The organism is Bradyrhizobium sp. 153 (assembly GCF_023073835.1).
Classification (GTDB): Bacteria; Pseudomonadota; Alphaproteobacteria; order Rhizobiales; family Xanthobacteraceae; genus Bradyrhizobium.
On the sequence record NZ_JADPKH010000069.1, the window covers coordinates 22,207 to 38,787 of the forward strand.

Below are 16,581 nucleotides of genomic sequence, written 5' to 3' on the forward strand. Positions count from 1 at the left end.
AAACGCTGGGTTGGCTCGTACTTCGCGTATGCGTCCGCGCGAGTTGCAGGAGGCGGCTGTACAGGGCAGCGCATTTGCTTCCCAACTGGACTAGCTGTCATCAAATTGAACCGCCCGCCACCGGCATGGGCAAACCCCTCCCATGGCGAAGCAAGACTTCATCATCGGCCTCTAACTCGGCTGTTACTTCCGAATGGGTATCGGCCGCACGCCGGACGTCGGTCTCGATTTGTCGCCATTTATGAGTCGCTGCGGAACGCTTCGCCCAGTGCGCACGCCTCTCGGATGCGGCTGTCTCGGCCTGCTTTTGAGCGATACACGCCTCCTCAAGTGTGCGGCGTTTCGAGGTGATCTCGATCGCGAGCCTCTCAAGGGTGAGCTGGCAATGATCGAGTTCAACGACGGACAAGGTACCGGCCGACATCAACTGTTGGTAAACCTCCGCCTGGGCCTCTGTATGATGCTTTTCAGCAATTGCAAGTTCCTGCCATGCGTGCTCCGCGGCCGAGGTCGCGATATGAAGCTTGGCTTGCATATTGGACAACTCACTACGAGCACTACGCTCGCGCATATCCTTTACTTGCCGCAAGCTCGAAACGTGTATGCAACTCATGCGGTCAGATGGCACATCCATGTGACGGTTTCCTCAAAAGTGGACGCATCGTTTTCACCTTGGCGTAAAAACTCGCGCAGATCATCGATCGAAGCGACAGCTCGGTCCGTCAGCGGATCGCTGCCTTGCTTGTATTCACCAACCTTGATCAAAAATTCGGCCTCTGCATGACGGGAGATAAGATCACGGAAGAGGGATGCTGCCTTGCGATGCGGTGCAGATACGACGGCATCCATGACGCGGCTGCGGCTCGACAGTACATCGATGGCGGGGAAATGCGCCCGCGCCGCGAGAGAGCGTGAAAGAACGATATGACCATCGAGAATGCCACGCGTTTCCTCGGCGATTGGATCGCCCGTGCCGTCACCTTCCACAAGGACGGTATAGAAGGCCGTGATTGAGCCACGCTCACTCATACCAGCGCGCTCCAGCAAACCTGGCAACATTGCAAAGACAGAGGGAGGAAAGCCCCGGCGGGTCGGTGGCTCACCGGCAGCAAGCCCGATCTCGCGCATAGCGCGGCTAAATCGCGTCAATGAATCCATCATCAGAACGACGCGCAGGCCTTGATCGCGAAAATATTCGGCGAGCGCGGTTGCCGTATAAGCACATTGCGCCCGCTCCGTCGCTGAGCGATCGGAGGTCTCAACGACGACGACCGTGCGGCGGAGGGCAGTCTCCCCAAGATGCCGCTCGATGAATTCACGCACTTCGCGTCCACGCTCGCCTATCAGCGCAATCACGGTCACGTCAGCGACCGCGCCTTTTACGATCTGCGACAGTAACGTCGACTTGCCGCCACCAGGCTCTCCATAAATGCCGATGCGCTGGCCCTCGCCGCATGTCAGAAGACCATCCAAGGCGCGAACACCGAGTGGTAGAGGGCGATCGATGATGCACCTTGTCATTGGATTTGGCGCTTTGCCGCGCAGCGGACGCGTCTCCATGGCTTTGACTGCGCCCCTGCCATCGAGAGGACGGCCGAAGCTGTCGATCACCCGCCCAAGCAAATTGGGGCCGACCGGCACTTCGTGCATTCGGCCAGTGGCAACGACTTCTGCGCGGCCGGACATGCCTTGCAGGTCACCGATCGGCGTCAGCAGCACGCCGTCCTGCAAGAGACCGATCACCTCGGCCTCAAGCGACCATCCGGTGCGCGGATCCTTGAGCACACAAACTTCTCCAATACGAGCATCCGGCAAAACTGCATGGATTAACGTGCCGAGCGCCCGCGTGATCCGCCCGCGTACGGCACGCGTGTCCACATGGCTTGCCGTAGTTCGCAGACGCGCCAGCGCCGCGTGCAGAGTCCCGTCTCCATCAGGACAGCTATGGTCTGGTCTCGGCGCCGTCACTATTCCTCTGCCTCATGATCTAAACCAAAGCCCAAACGCAGTGCGCGGAGCTGCGCGTCAAGTCCGAGATGGATATTGCCAAATTCGCTCCACAGCACGCATTCGTTTGCTGACAGCGCCGGGTCCGGAATAATTCGGACCGCCGGCCGGTCCTCCCGTCCGTCACAGGCAGCAAATTCGCGCGTAAGCGCATCAGCATCCATGGGGGACGCATGAAGGGTCAGTTTTGCCCCGCCATATCTGTGCGAAATCGTGTGACGAACCGTCCTCACCAACATCTCGCCGGGATCGAAATCGCCCAGTAGATTAGTTACGATGTCCATCACGAGCGCTGACAGTTCCTGCTCCAAAACGGCCTTTCGTCGTGCCACTTCCGAGGCAGCCTGCGCCACCAGCTGTGCCATTTCCTCGGCGCCGGCCCTCACCCCCTCGGCATGGCCGCGCGCACGCTCCTTCTGAAAAGCTCTGCGCGTCCAGCCGCGAACGCGCTTCAGATTTCGCTCGGCCACGGCACGCGCCTCGAGGGCGCTCTGCCAAATCTCGAGATCCCTCGCCTCTATGAGTGGCCCAAGCGGGCGGATGTGCGGAGCGACGGGCGGCGCAGTTTCGTCGGCTGTCATCCCGCTGGGGCCTCCCTCGTCAAATGGGCCAACACCGGTGAAAACAATTGGCCCGCGGCATCGCGGTGTTCAGTCCCCGGATTGTCGGCGGCCGTTCCGACAGCTAGGCGTAGAAGCACGCGGCGGCAATCAAGCGTTGACGCTTCATCGAGCCAAGCGCCGAGGCAGGCATGTCCATCGTCTTCAATCCCTAGCGCGAGTTCTTGAGGATCAGCAATTAATCTGGTCGAAACCGCATGCGCTGCATGTCGGATCCCGAAAGCCTGCACCTCGGTGCCGACGTGCTCGACCAGAACGGCGACATCATGCTTTGAAATCAGCCTTGTCAGCGAACGGGCATGCCAAATGCCGCCGGCGAGCAGGGCAGCCCTGCTCGGATCATGCCCGAGGAGAAGGTCTGGCCCGAAGTCACTTCCGTTCAAGCCCATTTCATCTTCAAGCAGCAACGCTTGCAGTCTTACCTGCAGCCTAGGACTCTTCTGCAGTCGCACCAAAGTCGCGGCCGAGAGGTTCGCGTCAAGACGCGCGGCAAGGCGGGTCGGATGAATCGTGGCAGCAAGCTTACGAATACCTACAGAGGCTAGTTTCAGCGGATCATGCCGCTCGGCAGACGGATTCGGTCTCGTCATGTCGGATACCACACTACGCCGCATTAGGCTTAATCGCTTTGCGAATCATCTCCATAGCAGAGACAGCCGAGCGCCCACCAACAGCGCTAACTTTCTGAGATGATTGCCTGCGCTGGCGCCCACGAGCGCTCAGCAAGACGCAGGACAGCACGCCGAATACAGACCCGCCGAGAGCCATGCCAACCGCAACCAATGGCGTCGAAATGACTCCAGATGCTTGGGCGAAACCAGCCGCAGCCGCCGGTCGCGGCTCTAGTGCGGGCCGCTCGACTGAGACGAAAACAACAGCCACCTTGTCATAGGATAAGCCCTCGATGCTGTTGGCGACGAGCATTTTAATCTGCGGCAGCAAGATTGAGAGATTTGCCCTCGAGTCATGTCGGATGAAAACCGACGCCGAAGATGGCGTGGTGTCACGTCGCAACAGGTCGTTCTTTGGCAGAACAACGTGGACGCGCGCCGAGAGGACACCATCGATATCACTGATCGTGCGAGATAATTCCTCGCTCAGCGCATAGACGTAACGGGCGCGCTCCTCGATTGGCGAAGCAATCAGACCCGCCGCGCTGAACACTTCGCCTAGACTCTTGAAAGCGTGGCGCGGCAACCCTTCGCCATTCAGCAGGTCGATTGCGGAAGCAATCTGAGTCTGCTCGACCTGGATCGTGATAGTCCCGTCCTTAGCAGCAACGCGGACCGCATCGACCCCGTTCTTGAGGAGGACCGCAAGCATCTCATTGGCCTCACGCTCCTGAACTTTCGTGTAGAGATCGGCTTTGCAACCAACCAGGGCAAGCAGGAGCGGCAGCAGAGCCAGAAGTTGAAGCCGCTTGCGGAATGGGCACGCCTGACCGCTTTCGCGATCGATTAAACCAATCATTCGCCCCACTCAGCCCGCCGATATCAGCTTATTCAGAGATGAACCGAGGCTACCGATGCCATTTGAAATGAGTGTTACCTGGATGACGCTGTCAGAAACATCCTTCAGATTCGCCAACATCGCCTCGAAGTCACCTGCGCCACTGGGGGCGCCCGGCACACCCGCTCCCGCTTTGCCCGGCTGCAGCAATAGGGGCTCCGACGTCGACCCGGTCTCCGCACCTTTTGGAACTGCATTGACCGGATACATCGCAGAAAGGTTCTGGAGGATGCGATCGCCCAGCGGGCTCGCCTGTGTTGTTGCACGCGATACCTCGGATATCGGCGGAACGGGCGCCGCTCCCGTTACTGGAGGCGCAAGGTCTGGAACCGAAGCCGCTTGCAAGAGGCTCTGCTGAAACTGGACCTGCTCGTCGACCGCTGTTGCCGAACAGGCCTTGGACAGGCCTTCTAGATTGTGAGAGATCGGCGCAGCGCCTAACATCATCATGGAAAGACTCGCTCTCATCGAGATGTGATACGACCAGCCGTTCAAGCCGATTAGCGGCTCAATGTCCTAGACAGGCCAGCTGACGACAAGCTGACGAGTTCGCCCGCAACATCGCCATCTAAAGATCACGTTTCGCGTTCACGTACCGAACGTACTCCTGTTAGTTTAAGTCAACGAGAACCATGAATGCTCATCCGATCCATAATCCCGCACGTTTTGAACGGAGTTCTGTGTGTCGCCGTTTTCGTTTCCGGCGGAACACAGATCGCGCGCGGCGCTCCCCTGTCGCTGCCCTCGACCCCTTATCGGTATACGGTTCTGGATCAGGAGCTTTCTGCCGCGCTGCAGGAATTCGGCAACAACCTCAATATTAAAGTCACCATCAGCGCCGAGGTGAAGGGTCGGATTCGCGGGCACATGCCGGACCTGCCACCGCGCGACTTCCTTGATCATCTGACTCAACTCTACAATCTTCAATGGTATTACGATGGGCTCGTGCTTTACGTCTCTACCGCAAAGGAAGCGCAAACTCGTCTGCTTGTCCTAACTTCAATCAGCTGCGACGCGCTCAAGGCAACCCTCGATGCGCTCGCCATTTCCGACGAACGCTACATCATGAGATCGGCTCCGGGAAATGGCCTAGTCCTTGCGTCCGGTCCACCACGCTTCATCGCACTCGTGGATCAGACGCTCAATGGTCTTGTGGCGGAGGCGCAGGCGCGACCTCGCTCCGTCGAGATGCCGTCCCGGGAATCTGTGCTGATGTTATATCGCGGCGCCTCCGCGACGATCGTTCGGGATGGGCGAACTGAAGGCCCGTACTCTTCAGACATGCCGCGCCAGGAAGGTGCCTTGCCTGCGCAAGGGCCGGGCCCAAGATGATACAGCTCAATCAGCCGTTACGCGGGTTGTGCAAGGAGCCTGGACCGATCGTCCGGTCAGACGCCGCACAAGCACGGCGAGACGTACGTGTCGTAAATCGGCTCCAGAACACGAGAATTGCCGCTGCGCCACCTTGTCCACCAGTATCCGGATGTCCGGCGGTAGTGTGCGGGAGGTTCTGCAAAAGCTGAGCGGCTGAAGCGGTCATAGTAAATCCGGTGCTTGCGAAGATCACCGCCCATAGCGGAGCAAGGACCACCACGACCGTGACGAAGATTAGGACGGATGGCTCTGCCGTCAAACAGCTTATTGCGTCGGACAGGGATCCTGAAACCGCTGATCCAGCGTGCGGTGCAGGAAGCTATCGAAGCCGCGATGGCGGAGGCGCTGGGCGCGGCGAGGCGCGGCTGGGCTATCGCTCCGGCTACTATACACGCTCGCTGATCACCCGGGGTGAAGGTGCCGCAGGACCGTCAGGGGCGGTTCTCGACCGAGCTTCAACGCTATCAGCGCTCGGAGAAGGCACTGTTAGCGGCGCTGGCGTTCGGACATCAGTCTTGAATGCTCGCGGTTTTGCGACTGCACCACATTTTGCGGCTTGGACGGGGTTAACACCGAGGGCACAGTCGAGCGGCGGGAAAGAAAGGTTCGGGGCGGTATCAAAGCGTGGAAATCGGCAACTACGGACGCTCTTGATCCTTGGTGCGACCTCAATCATCAAGCTTGGCAAGCGAGGCTTGAAAGTCCCGCTCTGGATTCGGATCATGCTGCAAAGACGGCCGTCAAGCTCATAGCGGTGGCGTTCGCCAATAACTTGCGCGCACCATCTGGGCCTTGCTGTCAGAGGCGGCATCTATCATGCGCCGCCTGCAATGCTGAAAACCTAATCTTAAGAACTCTCCGGCGGAAGAAGAAGGCTGCCAAGGAGGCAAGGTGCAAATCTGGATGGACCCCGAATGACGACATTCCCGGTAGCAATCAGGACCGCCTGACTCACTGCGCTTCGAGCGCGAGAAATTGATTGGGCGATTGCTTCCGCGGATATCATCGTGGCCAGCGGCCAGGCGCCGCGTTTACAGGTCGAACATATGACCGCACCGTCGTCCCTTGTTCAACCAGAGAAAGATCTTGCAGCCCGGGCCGTTCCACATATGAGTCAGAGCCCCTTTTGGATGCCGATCGGGAGTCCCAGTCCAATGCCGATCGAGACCCGTGTCAGCCACGACGGGCTGGTGTGGATCAGTGGGAACTATTACAGCATACCCGACCATACGCGGCGCATTGTCGAGGTGCAGCAATTGCCCGATGTAATCCCATTCTCGATCAAGGCGCAATCGTTGCCGTCCATCCCGTTCTGGAGAAGGCCGCCGGCGAACTCGCGTCGCGCCCGAGCATCGACAGGCGGCCAACCGGTCCAGGTCGCGACCTGGCGTATCCGAAACCCTCGTCGATCGGGCCGGCGATCACATGCCAAGCCGGTCGCTGGGGTTTTACCAAGGTGTTGCAAACGGCTCCCCCAATCGGAAGGCCGGCCATAACCATGCACGCGCAGCCGGCAGCGACCGACAACGTCAGGAAAGGCCTAGTCGCACTCAAGATGCCACGTGCGCTCAGAATGCTGGACACCACCTGCGGCGAATTGAAAGAGGGTGAGGTCACCTGGATTGAGGCGCTCGATCACGCTTATCGAGGAGCTGACGGTCCGCGACAGTCGCCGTGTCAGCACCGCGCTGAGAATGTCTCGCCTGACCACCGTCAAAACCCTCGCTGGCTTCGACTTCGCATCCAGCCCTCGCTCGATCGCAATCGCATTCTGGAGCTTGCCGAATTGAATTCATCTGCTTGCGACACCGGCAAGAGCCATCTCGCGACGGCACTCGCGGTCGAGGCCGTGAAGGCGGGAAAGAGCGTCGCGTTCGCCACGCTCGCGGACATCGTCATCACCACTTTGCGCGAGCACCTGCGGTTCCTCGCCCGCGCCTCCCTCCTTGTCGTCGACGAGATCGGTTACCTCCAGGTCGTACCTGGCGGCGGCAATCTGTCTTCCAGTTGGTGAACGCCCGCTATGACAAGGGCGCGGTGATCCTCACTTCGAACCGGCCACGGCAATTGCTTGATCGACTGCTTCACCACACAATTGTTGTCAAAATCGAGGGATCGAGCTATCGGCTCCGCCAGCACGCCGCTCTCGTCCCGGAAAACGTCCTCTTGCCAACCCGCCGCAGCCCAGCGCCGCGGCCGCCCGCCTGGAAGGACCAACGACGATTCCGATAGCGGCTGATCCCGGAACCACAATCGCCGTCACCCAGGGAAATCTGGACATTCTCACGGAAAGTTCGCTGCCGTTGACAGATGTCCATGATCTCCGCCAGGTACAGCAGCCATCTGCAATCGAACGTAAGTGATGTCGGCGAGCCAGATCCGGTTCGCTGCTGCGGCCCTAAAGTTACGATCGATGAGGTTTGGCGCGATCGGCAGGCCATGACGGCTGTCGGCAACGCGGTGCGGCCGGGGCCATGATGGCGCCGATGCATTAGGCATTCGATCCGGCCACGGCTGGCGCCAAGTCCCTGTGCCCGCAGCGCGGCATGGACCCGTGGGTTGCCGTCCCCGCGCGCCGCTGTCCTGATGAACTCGAATGTCAGTCAAGAGCGCAGCATTGGTGGTCGTGCGTGCTCTGTCCGGACGCTCGCGCCAGGCGTAATAGCCGGCCCGCGAGACCTCGACCGCGGCGCACATCAGCCGCCGGGCAGGTATCGCGATGGTCCTCGATGAAGCGGAAGCTCGTGTCCGCGTTCCGGCAAAGATCGCGATCGACTTTTTAGAATGTCCCGCTCGATGGGCATCCGCTCGTTCTCCTCGGCAAACGGGCGATCTCGGGAGCCTGGTCCGCCGACCTCGGCGCCGTCTGCGTGCTGTGGCGCCGCGTCGCCGATGCCGGCTCCTGCCGGAGCTTCTCTATGCAGCGCCGCAACACCGAACCGCGCAGACCGAGTTCCTTGCCAACGGTTCTGATCGATCGGCCACTCGACACAAGAAGCGTAGCCGCCTGTCGCTCGTACTCCTCGGTAAACAATCGACGTTGACGTACTTCCATTCGACGCGTCCTGGCTCTCTGAGCCTACTACAGGTGTCCACTCATTCGGAGGAGGTTCGCGTAGCTGCGCACCGTCAGCTTCTCGAAAGCTAAGCCTCCTAGGCAGAAGGTGTCGATCTGGGCCCGGCGTTCGCTGTTGGATCTGCCAAAGGAGAATCCGATGGATCCGTTCCACAATCTCGGCCAATTCGAGCCTCCGGATTTCGCCCGGACGGACTACGACGAGCTGCAACAGCTCCCAGTTGATCAAGCGGGGTTTCAGCAGCACCTAAACGAGTTGCACCTGCGCGAGCGCCCGCCCCGCAATGCAAATCGTCGCGGCGACCCTTATAATGTGTCGAACAGGGATGCGGACTGGTTGGACCACGGGGAAGGCATCTCGCGGTCGACGTGGAATCCGCCCACCGAATCTGAACAGGGGAGCAATCAGCATGTGCTTTTTGCGGCCGCAAGTCGCGATGGCCAGTTGCCAGCCGGCAGTTTCAGTCCGACGGACGTTTGGCACGGCCTGGATTCAGCGGTCCACTTGCCGACGCATAGTGTCGACCAGCAGGAGTATTCGTGGGCGAACGCCGATGATGATTGGCCAACGACCTCCACTGTTCCTTGGGAGCAACATCACGGGGGATCGTTCCTCGACCCGCGGCCATGGCTCGGCGATGGCAATACTTCAGAAGAAGGGCACTGGTTAGCCCCGGCAGAGGCGCAGTGGGTCCAAGCATTGAGCGACGGGCGGGTCTCCCCCGCCGCTGGCGGTCCGACGAACGTTGAAGGCCCCGTCCTCCAGCAATCGCAGCTTGATGAAATCCTGAACAGTTGGGCTGGCGAGGAGGAGCAGACAGAAGACGAGGACCGGCAAGAGGCGGTAAGACGAATCAAAGCCTGGGGAGAGGCCGGCGACGTCTATGCACGGCTGGAGCTACCATACCTGTGCCTAACGACCTTGCCCCCCGCCTTTCCGCCCGATCTCCGGACGCTCGACGTCAGCGAAAACGAGTTGATGCACCTACCCGACAACCTACCGGCCGAACTCCGGACGCTCGACGCCCGCGGCAATCGCATGACAAGCCTGCCTGAGACCTTGCCGGCGGCACTTCAGTTACTCGCCATCGGCAGCAATGAGCTAACCAGCCTGCCCGTAACACTTCCGGATGGCCTTCAGACACTCGCCGTCGCCAGCAACCGGTTGGCCAGCCTGCCTGAAACCCTGCCGGCCGAGCTCCAGCAGCTCGATGTTCGCAGTAACCGGCTGACCAGCCTGCCGGAGACCCTTCCGACCGGACTTCAGTTACTTGAGGTCGGCGGCAACAGGCTGACCAGCCTGCCCGACACTCTACCGCCCGAACTCCAAGAGCTCGAAGCCGACGGCAACTGGCTGACCCGCCTGCCCGACAGCCTCCCCGCCGAGCTCCAGTTGCTCTTCGTCCGTGACAACCGACTGACTAGCCTGCCCGAGACGCTCCCGCCTGAGCTCCAGAGGCTTCATGCCGGCGGCAACAGGCTGACCAGCTTGCCCGAGACCCTCCCGGCCGAGCTTCAGGTGCTCGAGGTGCGAGACAACCGGTTAGCCAGCCTGCCGGAGACCCTGCTAACGCAGCTAGATTCTGGGTGTATGGTTTATCTGGAGGATAATCCGCTGCCCGAGCGGGTGCAGACGAATCTGGCGATGGCCCTGAATGCGCGAGGCTATACCGGCCCTCGGGTCTTCTTCTCAATGGGCCGGGAACCGGCGGTGAATCATGAGCGGCCGCTGGCGCAGGCTGTGGCCGATTGGGTCGAGGGGGAGCCGGAGGTTCTGGCCGCCTGGCAGAACTTCGCTGACGAGGCGGGTGCGCCGGAATACGCGCGCTTCCTCGACAGGCTGCGGGACACCGTAAATTCTGGCAATCCCCAGTTCCGGCAGGCCGTGATTGAGGATCTGCGGCAGGCGGCGACCAGGCCGCAATTGCGCCAGCAGTACTTTCAGCTGGCTTTCGAAGCGAGCGAGAGCTGCGAGGATCGCATCACTTTAACCTGGAACGGCATGCAGACCGCACGCTTGAACGCTGAAGTCGAGGATGGCGCCTATGACAATCGGCTTGACGATCTCGTTCAGCAGGGCCGCGTCCTGTTCCGCCTGGACGCGCTCGAGCAGATCGCCAGGGAGAAGGTCAACTCGCTCCGCTTTGTCGATGAGATCGAAGTCTATCTGGCCTATCAGGTCAAGCTGCGCGAGCGGCTTGAGTTACGGCACATCGCCCCGGACATGCGCTTCTTCGGCGTGTCCTGGGTCACTGAGTACGACCTCAGCACGGCTGAGATGCGGGTGCGCGACGAGGAGGAGACGGGGTTGGCCGACTATCTGGCAACTCGGTGGCAACCCTGGGAGACGGTGCTGAGCCGGATCGCACCCGAACCCCATGCACAGATGCAGCATCGGCTGCTCGAGGCGATGGGGGAGGAGTTCGACAGCCGACTCCAGCAACGGCTCGCCGGTCATGAGCTAATCGGGAACAGCGATGCCGAGCGGCAGTTCGGAGCGCAGATCCGCGATGAGATCGTCCGCGAGATCAAGGGCGCGCTGACGCGTCAGGTGCTCGCGGACCATGCGCTTGAGCTGTGAAGCGGCCATCGCGTTGCAAGGAGCTGTCAATCCTGTTTTCACTCAGGCGTCGGCGCGTCATGGTCGGCTCCAGACGCCCGCGCGGAGGCGCGGAGGGACCATCTGTGAAAATGTAGTGCTCGGCCGGCACGATCTAACCGCACGGCGGCGCTCGATCTTTTTTCGAACGATTGCCGCGGCGGGCGCGCCCGGCAGCGGCGCAGGTGCTTCATCACCTTTCGCAACATCGACCGACTGCCGCCATCGTTTACGTAATCTGCCGCCAGGCAATCAGGCTATTCCATCCGGGGTGAGACGAGGACTGGTTGACTGGCTCATCGCATAGGCGTTCGGAATTTCCTTTGTACCTCCTGACGAGCCCAGCGGGTGCCGAGTCGCTCGGCGGCATAACGATGCGGCAAATCCCTGCATCACAGCTGGTATCGGCCATGGCGTATGCAGGAAAACCCCAATCAGCCGATCAATTGGAGTTCACGCTGAGTGCTATGCCGGGTAAAGCGTGACGTGAGACTTCCTGCCCACGAGCAAGCCAGGAGACGAACACAGGGATCTTACGAGCGGGTTTCGACACCCCTTTTCCAAGCACCACGCTTGCCGCACGCAACGGGGCTAGCGCAAGAGAGGCGCGTCGCAAATCAAACTGTATCACATTTCTCTTATGCCCCAGCAGTTCCCTGGCGCACTTAGCACCCACGGGGGGTTCCCAAAAAGGCCCTGCTCACCTAGTTGGTAATTGAGACAACAGAACCAATACGTCCGCTACTATTAGCTATGCCGGGTAACTTCTGTAGGGCGGCACGCCAGCGCAGCGGGCGGGTGCTTGCATTGCGCGATATCGTGCACCGATCGTTGCGGACAACGTGATTTGGTCCGCGCAATCGGAATACGCTGCGCTGTCGCCATTGCTTGTATTGCAGTTGTGGCTCATCAAGCGTCCCACGTTGTCGAGTTAACGCATTTAGTCTTGAGCGCATATAAATCGCAGGTCCAGGCAGACGTTGGCGAGCACTCAATGCGAGGCGCTCTCGCATCGACACGCAACACCGATCCGCTGCATTGATCTTCCGAGCATTTTTGCTTCAACGCGTCGCGCAAAGCTCCTGGTCAGGAGTCCGGCCGATCGCGCACTCAATGCGTTCGCGCATAGCTGGATCGATATCTTTGGCGCCGAGCAACTTTGGCGCCGGCGGCTCTTGCATTTGAAGAGCTGGTCTATCCCAGCTAGCGCAACTGCAGAGCCCCAGAGTAGCGAAGAGAGCCGAGCACGAAAGCAAACAAAATGAACCCAAGCGCCACCGCACTGACTTACGAGGTGAATTCATGCGGTCCTTCTTGGATTGACTGCTGCGCCTGTGAGTCGGCTGCAAGGAACGTGTTGCTGAGTTCCTCGGACGGCGCGTCGTCGTCCTTTGCAGCTGCGAGTGTAATGGATCCAACAGGCTGGATTGTGAAGTCCGAGGCAAGGTCCTGATAGGATAGAACAGCAAGATCGATCCCATTACGGGTGAGAAAGCCGCGGACAAAGCGTCGTATATCCATCGAAGCAAGGATAACGGGCCGGATCTGCCCCCGAACTACGTTCGAATGGATCTGACGCATTTTTGAAAGCAGCGCCTCGCTTTGCTCGTCGCTCAAAACCAGGTAGGGTCCTTTGGCAGTCTCTCGAACCGCGCTGCGCACGATATCCTCGGTTTGACGTTCGATGATAAATACCGGAACGACGCGGTGTGCGTTGGCATAGCGGTGGCAGATTTGCCGTCTCAGACCGGAGCGAACATGTTCCGTGAGCAAAACGACGTTTTGTTCACGTCCGCTCCATTCGGCCAATGCTTCCAAGACCAGCCGTGTGTTCCGGATCGGAATACCCTCCTCCAGGAGGCGCCGCAAGACGTCGGCTACTTTAGGGATCGGCGTCGTACGCAACACCTCCTTGACCAGATCGGAATATTCCGTCTCCATGCGAGCCAGCAACTGGCGCGTCTCCTGGATACCCACCAAGCACTGTGCATAGCGGGTCAACGCCGAATGGACGCGCAAGGCCAGGATTTCAATGGGACGGTGGTGCCCGATGCCGGCTGCTTTGAGAGCCGGTGCATTGCTCTGTTCAATCCAGATTTGATCCGTCTCCCGGTCATGCCGAAACGGGATGCCACTCAATTCAATGTTGGCCGGATCGTCGTGGAGTGCGAGCTGCGTTGGATCAATTAACTCCTGCTCGACGGGCACGCCCTCGACATCCACCCTGTACTGCAAGTCTGGCAAGCGCTCGTCGACCTCGATGGGGATGCGCGGAATTGTGATGCCGAGATCAGACGAGATCAGTCCCGAAACGCGTGCAATGTGCTGTTGCAATTCTTCTTTGTCGATCGCCCGTGTCAGACTTGACGCAAGGAACAATGCGATGGGAAGCGCCTCCGCAGGCACGATATCCTTGTTAGACTGTGTGGGAGCCGGGCGAGAGATATCAGCGCTTTTCTTGCCGCTTTGGGTCGCACCGTCGGCAAAGCTCGCTGCCGCAAAGACTGCAGCCAAGACGAGAAAGACAGGGAGCGGAAAACCCGGAATAGCCCCCATTACAACCAGGACGCCGGCAGACAGCCGCAATGCGTGCGAGTTTGCTGTGAGCTGGTTAACGATGTCGGTCCCAAGATTGAGCCTTACAACCCCATTTACTCGAGTGATGATTGTCGCAGCTGTAATCGAGAGCAGCAGCGAGGGAATTTGTGAGATTAACGCATCACCTATGGTCAGCAGGGTATATTGATGCAGCGCCGCCTGGAAAGACATTCCCTTGGAGAGCAGGCCGATGGTGATCCCGCCCAGCATGTTGACGCAGATAACCACCAATCCTGCGATGGCGTCGCCCTTCACGAATTTCATGGCGCCATCCATAGCCCCGTAAAGCTGACTTTCTTTCTCCAATGTAGCGCGCCGGCTGCGGGCTTCATTCTGATCGATATGGCCATTGCGCAATTCCGCATCGATTCCCATCTGCTTGCCTGGCAGAGCATCGAGCGTGAACCGCGCCGCCACCTCGGCCACGCGTTCAGCCCCCTTGGCCACGACGATGAACTGCACCATGGTCACGACTAAAAATATGACAATGCCGACGACGATATTTCCCGATATGACGAAATCACCGAACGTGCGAATGATGCTGCCCGCATCCCCCTCAGCCAAGATCAGCCGCGTCGTTGAGACGGTGAGCGCCAGACGGAATACCGTGGAAATCAGAATGACGCCTGGCAAGGACGAGAAATCAAGTGGAGTGCTAATATAGAGAGCGACCATCAGCAGCAATATGGCGAAGCCCAGATTGAAGCCGACGAGCGTATCAATCGCCACTATCGGGATCGGCATGATCATCATGCCGACCGTCAGAAGCAGCATCAACGCGACCATCAAATCGGAGCTGGCCGACGCGCGCGCAATGATCTTACGCAGGACGCTGGTCATGGGGACCTTCCGATCGTTGATTGATCAGGCCAGTGCTCTCACGCAACGAGACATAGCGTTGGAAAGCGGCGAGCGCCTCGTCTATGAGGCCGGCCCGCCGCAGGGCGTGGCTACGCAACAGCATCAAAGAGATACGCGCCGAGGGTTCGTCATCAAGTGCGTTCAGTCTATCTAGGACCTGCAACGCCTCACCTCCGAGGCCTTCCAAGATGAGGGCATAGGCGAGAATCCGTAATAGATCGACATCTCGCGAGTCGTTGCCGACGATGAGTCGCAAGAGAGCCACGCATTCTGCGCTCTGCCCACATGCAAGGTGAAGATAGGAAAGTGTACAGAGCAAATCGCGCTCCTGCCCGGAACTCAGTGAGACGTTATCGGATTCGGAAACGTTGGTCGTCCGTTGCGCTCCATCGGAGTTGAACATTGTTAGGCTTCGATCAAGCTATTCCGATTCTGGCGGAGCAGCGCTAGCCAGTGCAGTCCCTGCCGTAGGACGACGATACCGTCCCCCGCCATCGAATCCGCAGGCGCGGCCGCCAGTTTATGGACGAGACGTTCCAGAACAATGCTATACCGCTCTGCCCGCAGCATGTCCGGATGACGTAGGCTTGGAGTGACGAAGGAGAGTAGATCGTGCGCGATATCGCGCCCGTAGAGCGATGCCACCCCAGCGGGCTGCTCGATCTCATAAATGCGAGTGCGCATCTCGTTGAGACTGACACGCCAGACTGCATCAATATCTTTGGCCTCCGATGCGGCTTCGATCGCTACATCCAGCGACATAGAAGGCGTGTTCAGCTCGCCCCAGATCGACGCACGCTCCTTCTCGCCATTTGCACGAGCACCGTCCGCCTCACCTTTATTGGGTTGGATGGTCGGCCCTATCACTGGTTCATGATGGTCCTCGCTGAGTCTCTGCGAAGCAGCGCCAGGCCCGACATCGTAGCGGGAAACCTTTGACATGACGATCTCCTTATCCTTCCTTAGGGGCAGGAAAGCCTAATACGGAACGGCAACAACGCGGCCATTGCGGCTTAGCAGCACACGCCCATCCTCGATTCGAGTGACCGCCCATCCCTCGGCCAAGAGAGCGCCGACGAAATACTTCTGCCCACCGACAAGCAGATAGGGCTGGGATCCGCGCGAAACAGCTTCGATCGCGATTGAGGATGGCTGCTTTTCCTCCTTGACGATCACTCCGTTCACCAGTGTGACCGCACCGTATGTACGAGCATCGAACCATTGCTGGAGCTCCTGCCATTTCGCAACGGTTGCAGGCGTGACTTTTCCCTCAGCGCTAACAAAACCCGGCCCCGAACCAACCCTGATATCGAGCAGGCCCGCCTTATCAATTTCCTGTTTCAGCACTTCGGCTGCAGCCTGAGCTCGCCGATCGTTAGGCCGGTTCGTGCCCAGCTTGGGTACAAGCTCTGCGGCAGGCGGCGCAATGCCGGTCGGTGCACTTCCGGTGGCTTTGAAGAAAATGGTCGAGAGACCGCCTACACCAAGAAAGCTGAGGAGCACGAGGGCGAGAGCTGAGATCCAAACGCGCGAGAGGCTGATCGACCGAGCCTCAACTGCATTCTGCATCGACCAGCGAATAGACATGGCGCCCGCACGAATGACGGCGGGAAGAAAAAGAACAACACGTTCACCTGCGGCAATATCCCCTTCGCCCTCTGGGGTGCTTACGGCTGCAAGAGCCTCAAGCTCGATTGAATTGCCAACGAGGGTGATACGTAGGTGATGCGGCTCAAGCCCTTGTTCGACGAAAACCATATCCGCGTCGAGGCCGCTACCGATAAGGCTCGTTCCGGCAGCCGCCTTCCCGCTTAGCCCGACATAAGGTCCCGACAGTACCTCGAAATGTAAGGAGGCGGCCTCATTCACGGACAATTCTCCGAACCATGACGAGCACGGCAGGGCGATTGGTCGCACGACTCATTCCTAGGCCGCAC

Annotated in this window: 16 protein-coding genes and 1 pseudogene; 7 read left to right on the top strand and 10 right to left on the bottom strand. The window is 59.5% G+C overall.

The window, feature by feature from the left end:
- Positions 1 to 100: 100 nt before the first annotated feature.
- The 6 genes from IVA91_RS15410 to IVA91_RS15435 form a co-directional block, all read right to left on the bottom strand.
- A complete protein-coding gene (locus IVA91_RS15410; RefSeq protein ID WP_247418572.1) occupies positions 101 to 634 on the bottom strand; it encodes a hypothetical protein in 534 nt (177 codons plus the stop codon).
- The gene (sctN, locus tag IVA91_RS15415; RefSeq protein ID WP_247458917.1) at positions 610 to 1,878 is read right to left on the bottom strand and encodes a type III secretion system ATPase SctN; all 1,269 of its coding nucleotides are present in this window, start codon (positions 1,876 to 1,878) and stop codon (positions 610 to 612) included. Before sctN ends, IVA91_RS15410 begins: the two co-directional genes overlap by 25 nt.
- Positions 1,879 to 1,967: 89 nt before the next feature.
- Positions 1,968 to 2,588, bottom strand: coding sequence for a type III secretion system stator protein SctL (gene sctL, locus IVA91_RS15420; protein ID WP_247458918.1), 621 nt, complete (start codon positions 2,586 to 2,588; stop codon positions 1,968 to 1,970).
- Positions 2,585 to 3,217 carry a nodulation protein NolU gene (locus IVA91_RS15425; protein WP_247333082.1) on the bottom strand — a complete coding sequence of 211 codons (633 nt, stop codon included), beginning with the start codon at positions 3,215 to 3,217 and terminating at the stop codon, positions 2,585 to 2,587. The genes sctL and IVA91_RS15425 overlap by 4 nt, the downstream gene beginning before the upstream one ends.
- Positions 3,218 to 3,230: 13 nt before the next feature.
- A complete protein-coding gene (gene sctJ, locus IVA91_RS15430) occupies positions 3,231 to 4,097 on the bottom strand; it encodes a type III secretion inner membrane ring lipoprotein SctJ (RefSeq protein WP_247458919.1) in 867 nt (288 codons plus the stop codon).
- 9 nt (positions 4,098 to 4,106) lie between these two features.
- Entirely contained in the window at positions 4,107 to 4,586 is a 480-nt protein-coding gene (locus tag IVA91_RS15435; RefSeq protein WP_247275810.1) for a nodulation protein NolB, read from the bottom strand.
- 186 nt (positions 4,587 to 4,772) lie between these two features.
- Here IVA91_RS15435 and IVA91_RS15440 point away from each other — a divergent pair, with 186 nt between their 5' ends.
- From IVA91_RS15440 to IVA91_RS15460, 7 genes and pseudogenes are all read left to right on the top strand, one after another.
- Positions 4,773 to 5,468 (top strand): nodulation protein NolW, encoded by a 696-nt coding sequence (locus tag IVA91_RS15440; protein WP_247458920.1) that lies wholly within the window; start codon positions 4,773 to 4,775, stop codon positions 5,466 to 5,468.
- A 416-nt stretch (positions 5,469 to 5,884) separates the two neighbouring features.
- Positions 5,885 to 6,008 (top strand): annotated as a pseudogene (locus IVA91_RS15445) (transposase); the annotation flags it as partial.
- Between the two features lie 17 nt (positions 6,009 to 6,025).
- On the top strand, positions 6,026 to 6,262 hold the full coding sequence (locus IVA91_RS15450) for an IS110 family transposase (RefSeq protein ID WP_247458921.1): 237 nt from the start codon (positions 6,026 to 6,028) through the stop codon (positions 6,260 to 6,262).
- A gap of 855 nt (positions 6,263 to 7,117) precedes the next feature.
- Positions 7,118 to 7,300: an ATP-binding protein gene (locus IVA91_RS36950; protein ID WP_346015492.1), complete on the top strand. Its 183-nt coding sequence runs from the start codon at positions 7,118 to 7,120 to the stop codon at positions 7,298 to 7,300.
- Positions 7,301 to 7,359: 59 nt separating this feature from the next.
- Complete coding sequence (locus IVA91_RS36955) at positions 7,360 to 7,524, top strand: hypothetical protein (protein WP_346015494.1); 165 nt, start codon at positions 7,360 to 7,362, stop codon at positions 7,522 to 7,524.
- Positions 7,525 to 7,547: 23 nt separating this feature from the next.
- On the top strand, positions 7,548 to 7,742 hold the full coding sequence (locus IVA91_RS36960) for an ATP-binding protein (protein WP_346015495.1): 195 nt from the start codon (positions 7,548 to 7,550) through the stop codon (positions 7,740 to 7,742).
- A gap of 983 nt (positions 7,743 to 8,725) precedes the next feature.
- Complete coding sequence (locus IVA91_RS15460) at positions 8,726 to 11,167, top strand: NEL-type E3 ubiquitin ligase domain-containing protein (RefSeq protein ID WP_247458922.1); 2,442 nt, start codon at positions 8,726 to 8,728, stop codon at positions 11,165 to 11,167.
- A 1,305-nt stretch (positions 11,168 to 12,472) separates the two neighbouring features.
- Here IVA91_RS15460 and sctV read toward each other — a convergent pair.
- The 4 genes from sctV to IVA91_RS15480 are packed head-to-tail and all read right to left on the bottom strand — an operon-like array spanning position 12,473 to position 16,513.
- On the bottom strand, positions 12,473 to 14,623 hold the full coding sequence (sctV, locus tag IVA91_RS15465) for a type III secretion system export apparatus subunit SctV (RefSeq protein WP_247458923.1): 2,151 nt from the start codon (positions 14,621 to 14,623) through the stop codon (positions 12,473 to 12,475).
- On the bottom strand, positions 14,604 to 15,047 hold the full coding sequence (locus IVA91_RS15470) for a histidine kinase (protein ID WP_247333091.1): 444 nt from the start codon (positions 15,045 to 15,047) through the stop codon (positions 14,604 to 14,606). Before IVA91_RS15470 ends, sctV begins: the two co-directional genes overlap by 20 nt.
- 2 nt (positions 15,048 to 15,049) lie before the next feature.
- Positions 15,050 to 15,586, bottom strand: a complete 537-nt coding sequence (locus IVA91_RS15475) for a hypothetical protein (RefSeq protein ID WP_247451024.1) — start codon at positions 15,584 to 15,586, stop codon at positions 15,050 to 15,052.
- Between the two features lie 36 nt (positions 15,587 to 15,622).
- Positions 15,623 to 16,513, bottom strand: coding sequence for a hypothetical protein (locus IVA91_RS15480; protein WP_247333096.1), 891 nt, complete (start codon positions 16,511 to 16,513; stop codon positions 15,623 to 15,625).
- Between the last annotated feature and the right edge of the window lie 68 nt (positions 16,514 to 16,581).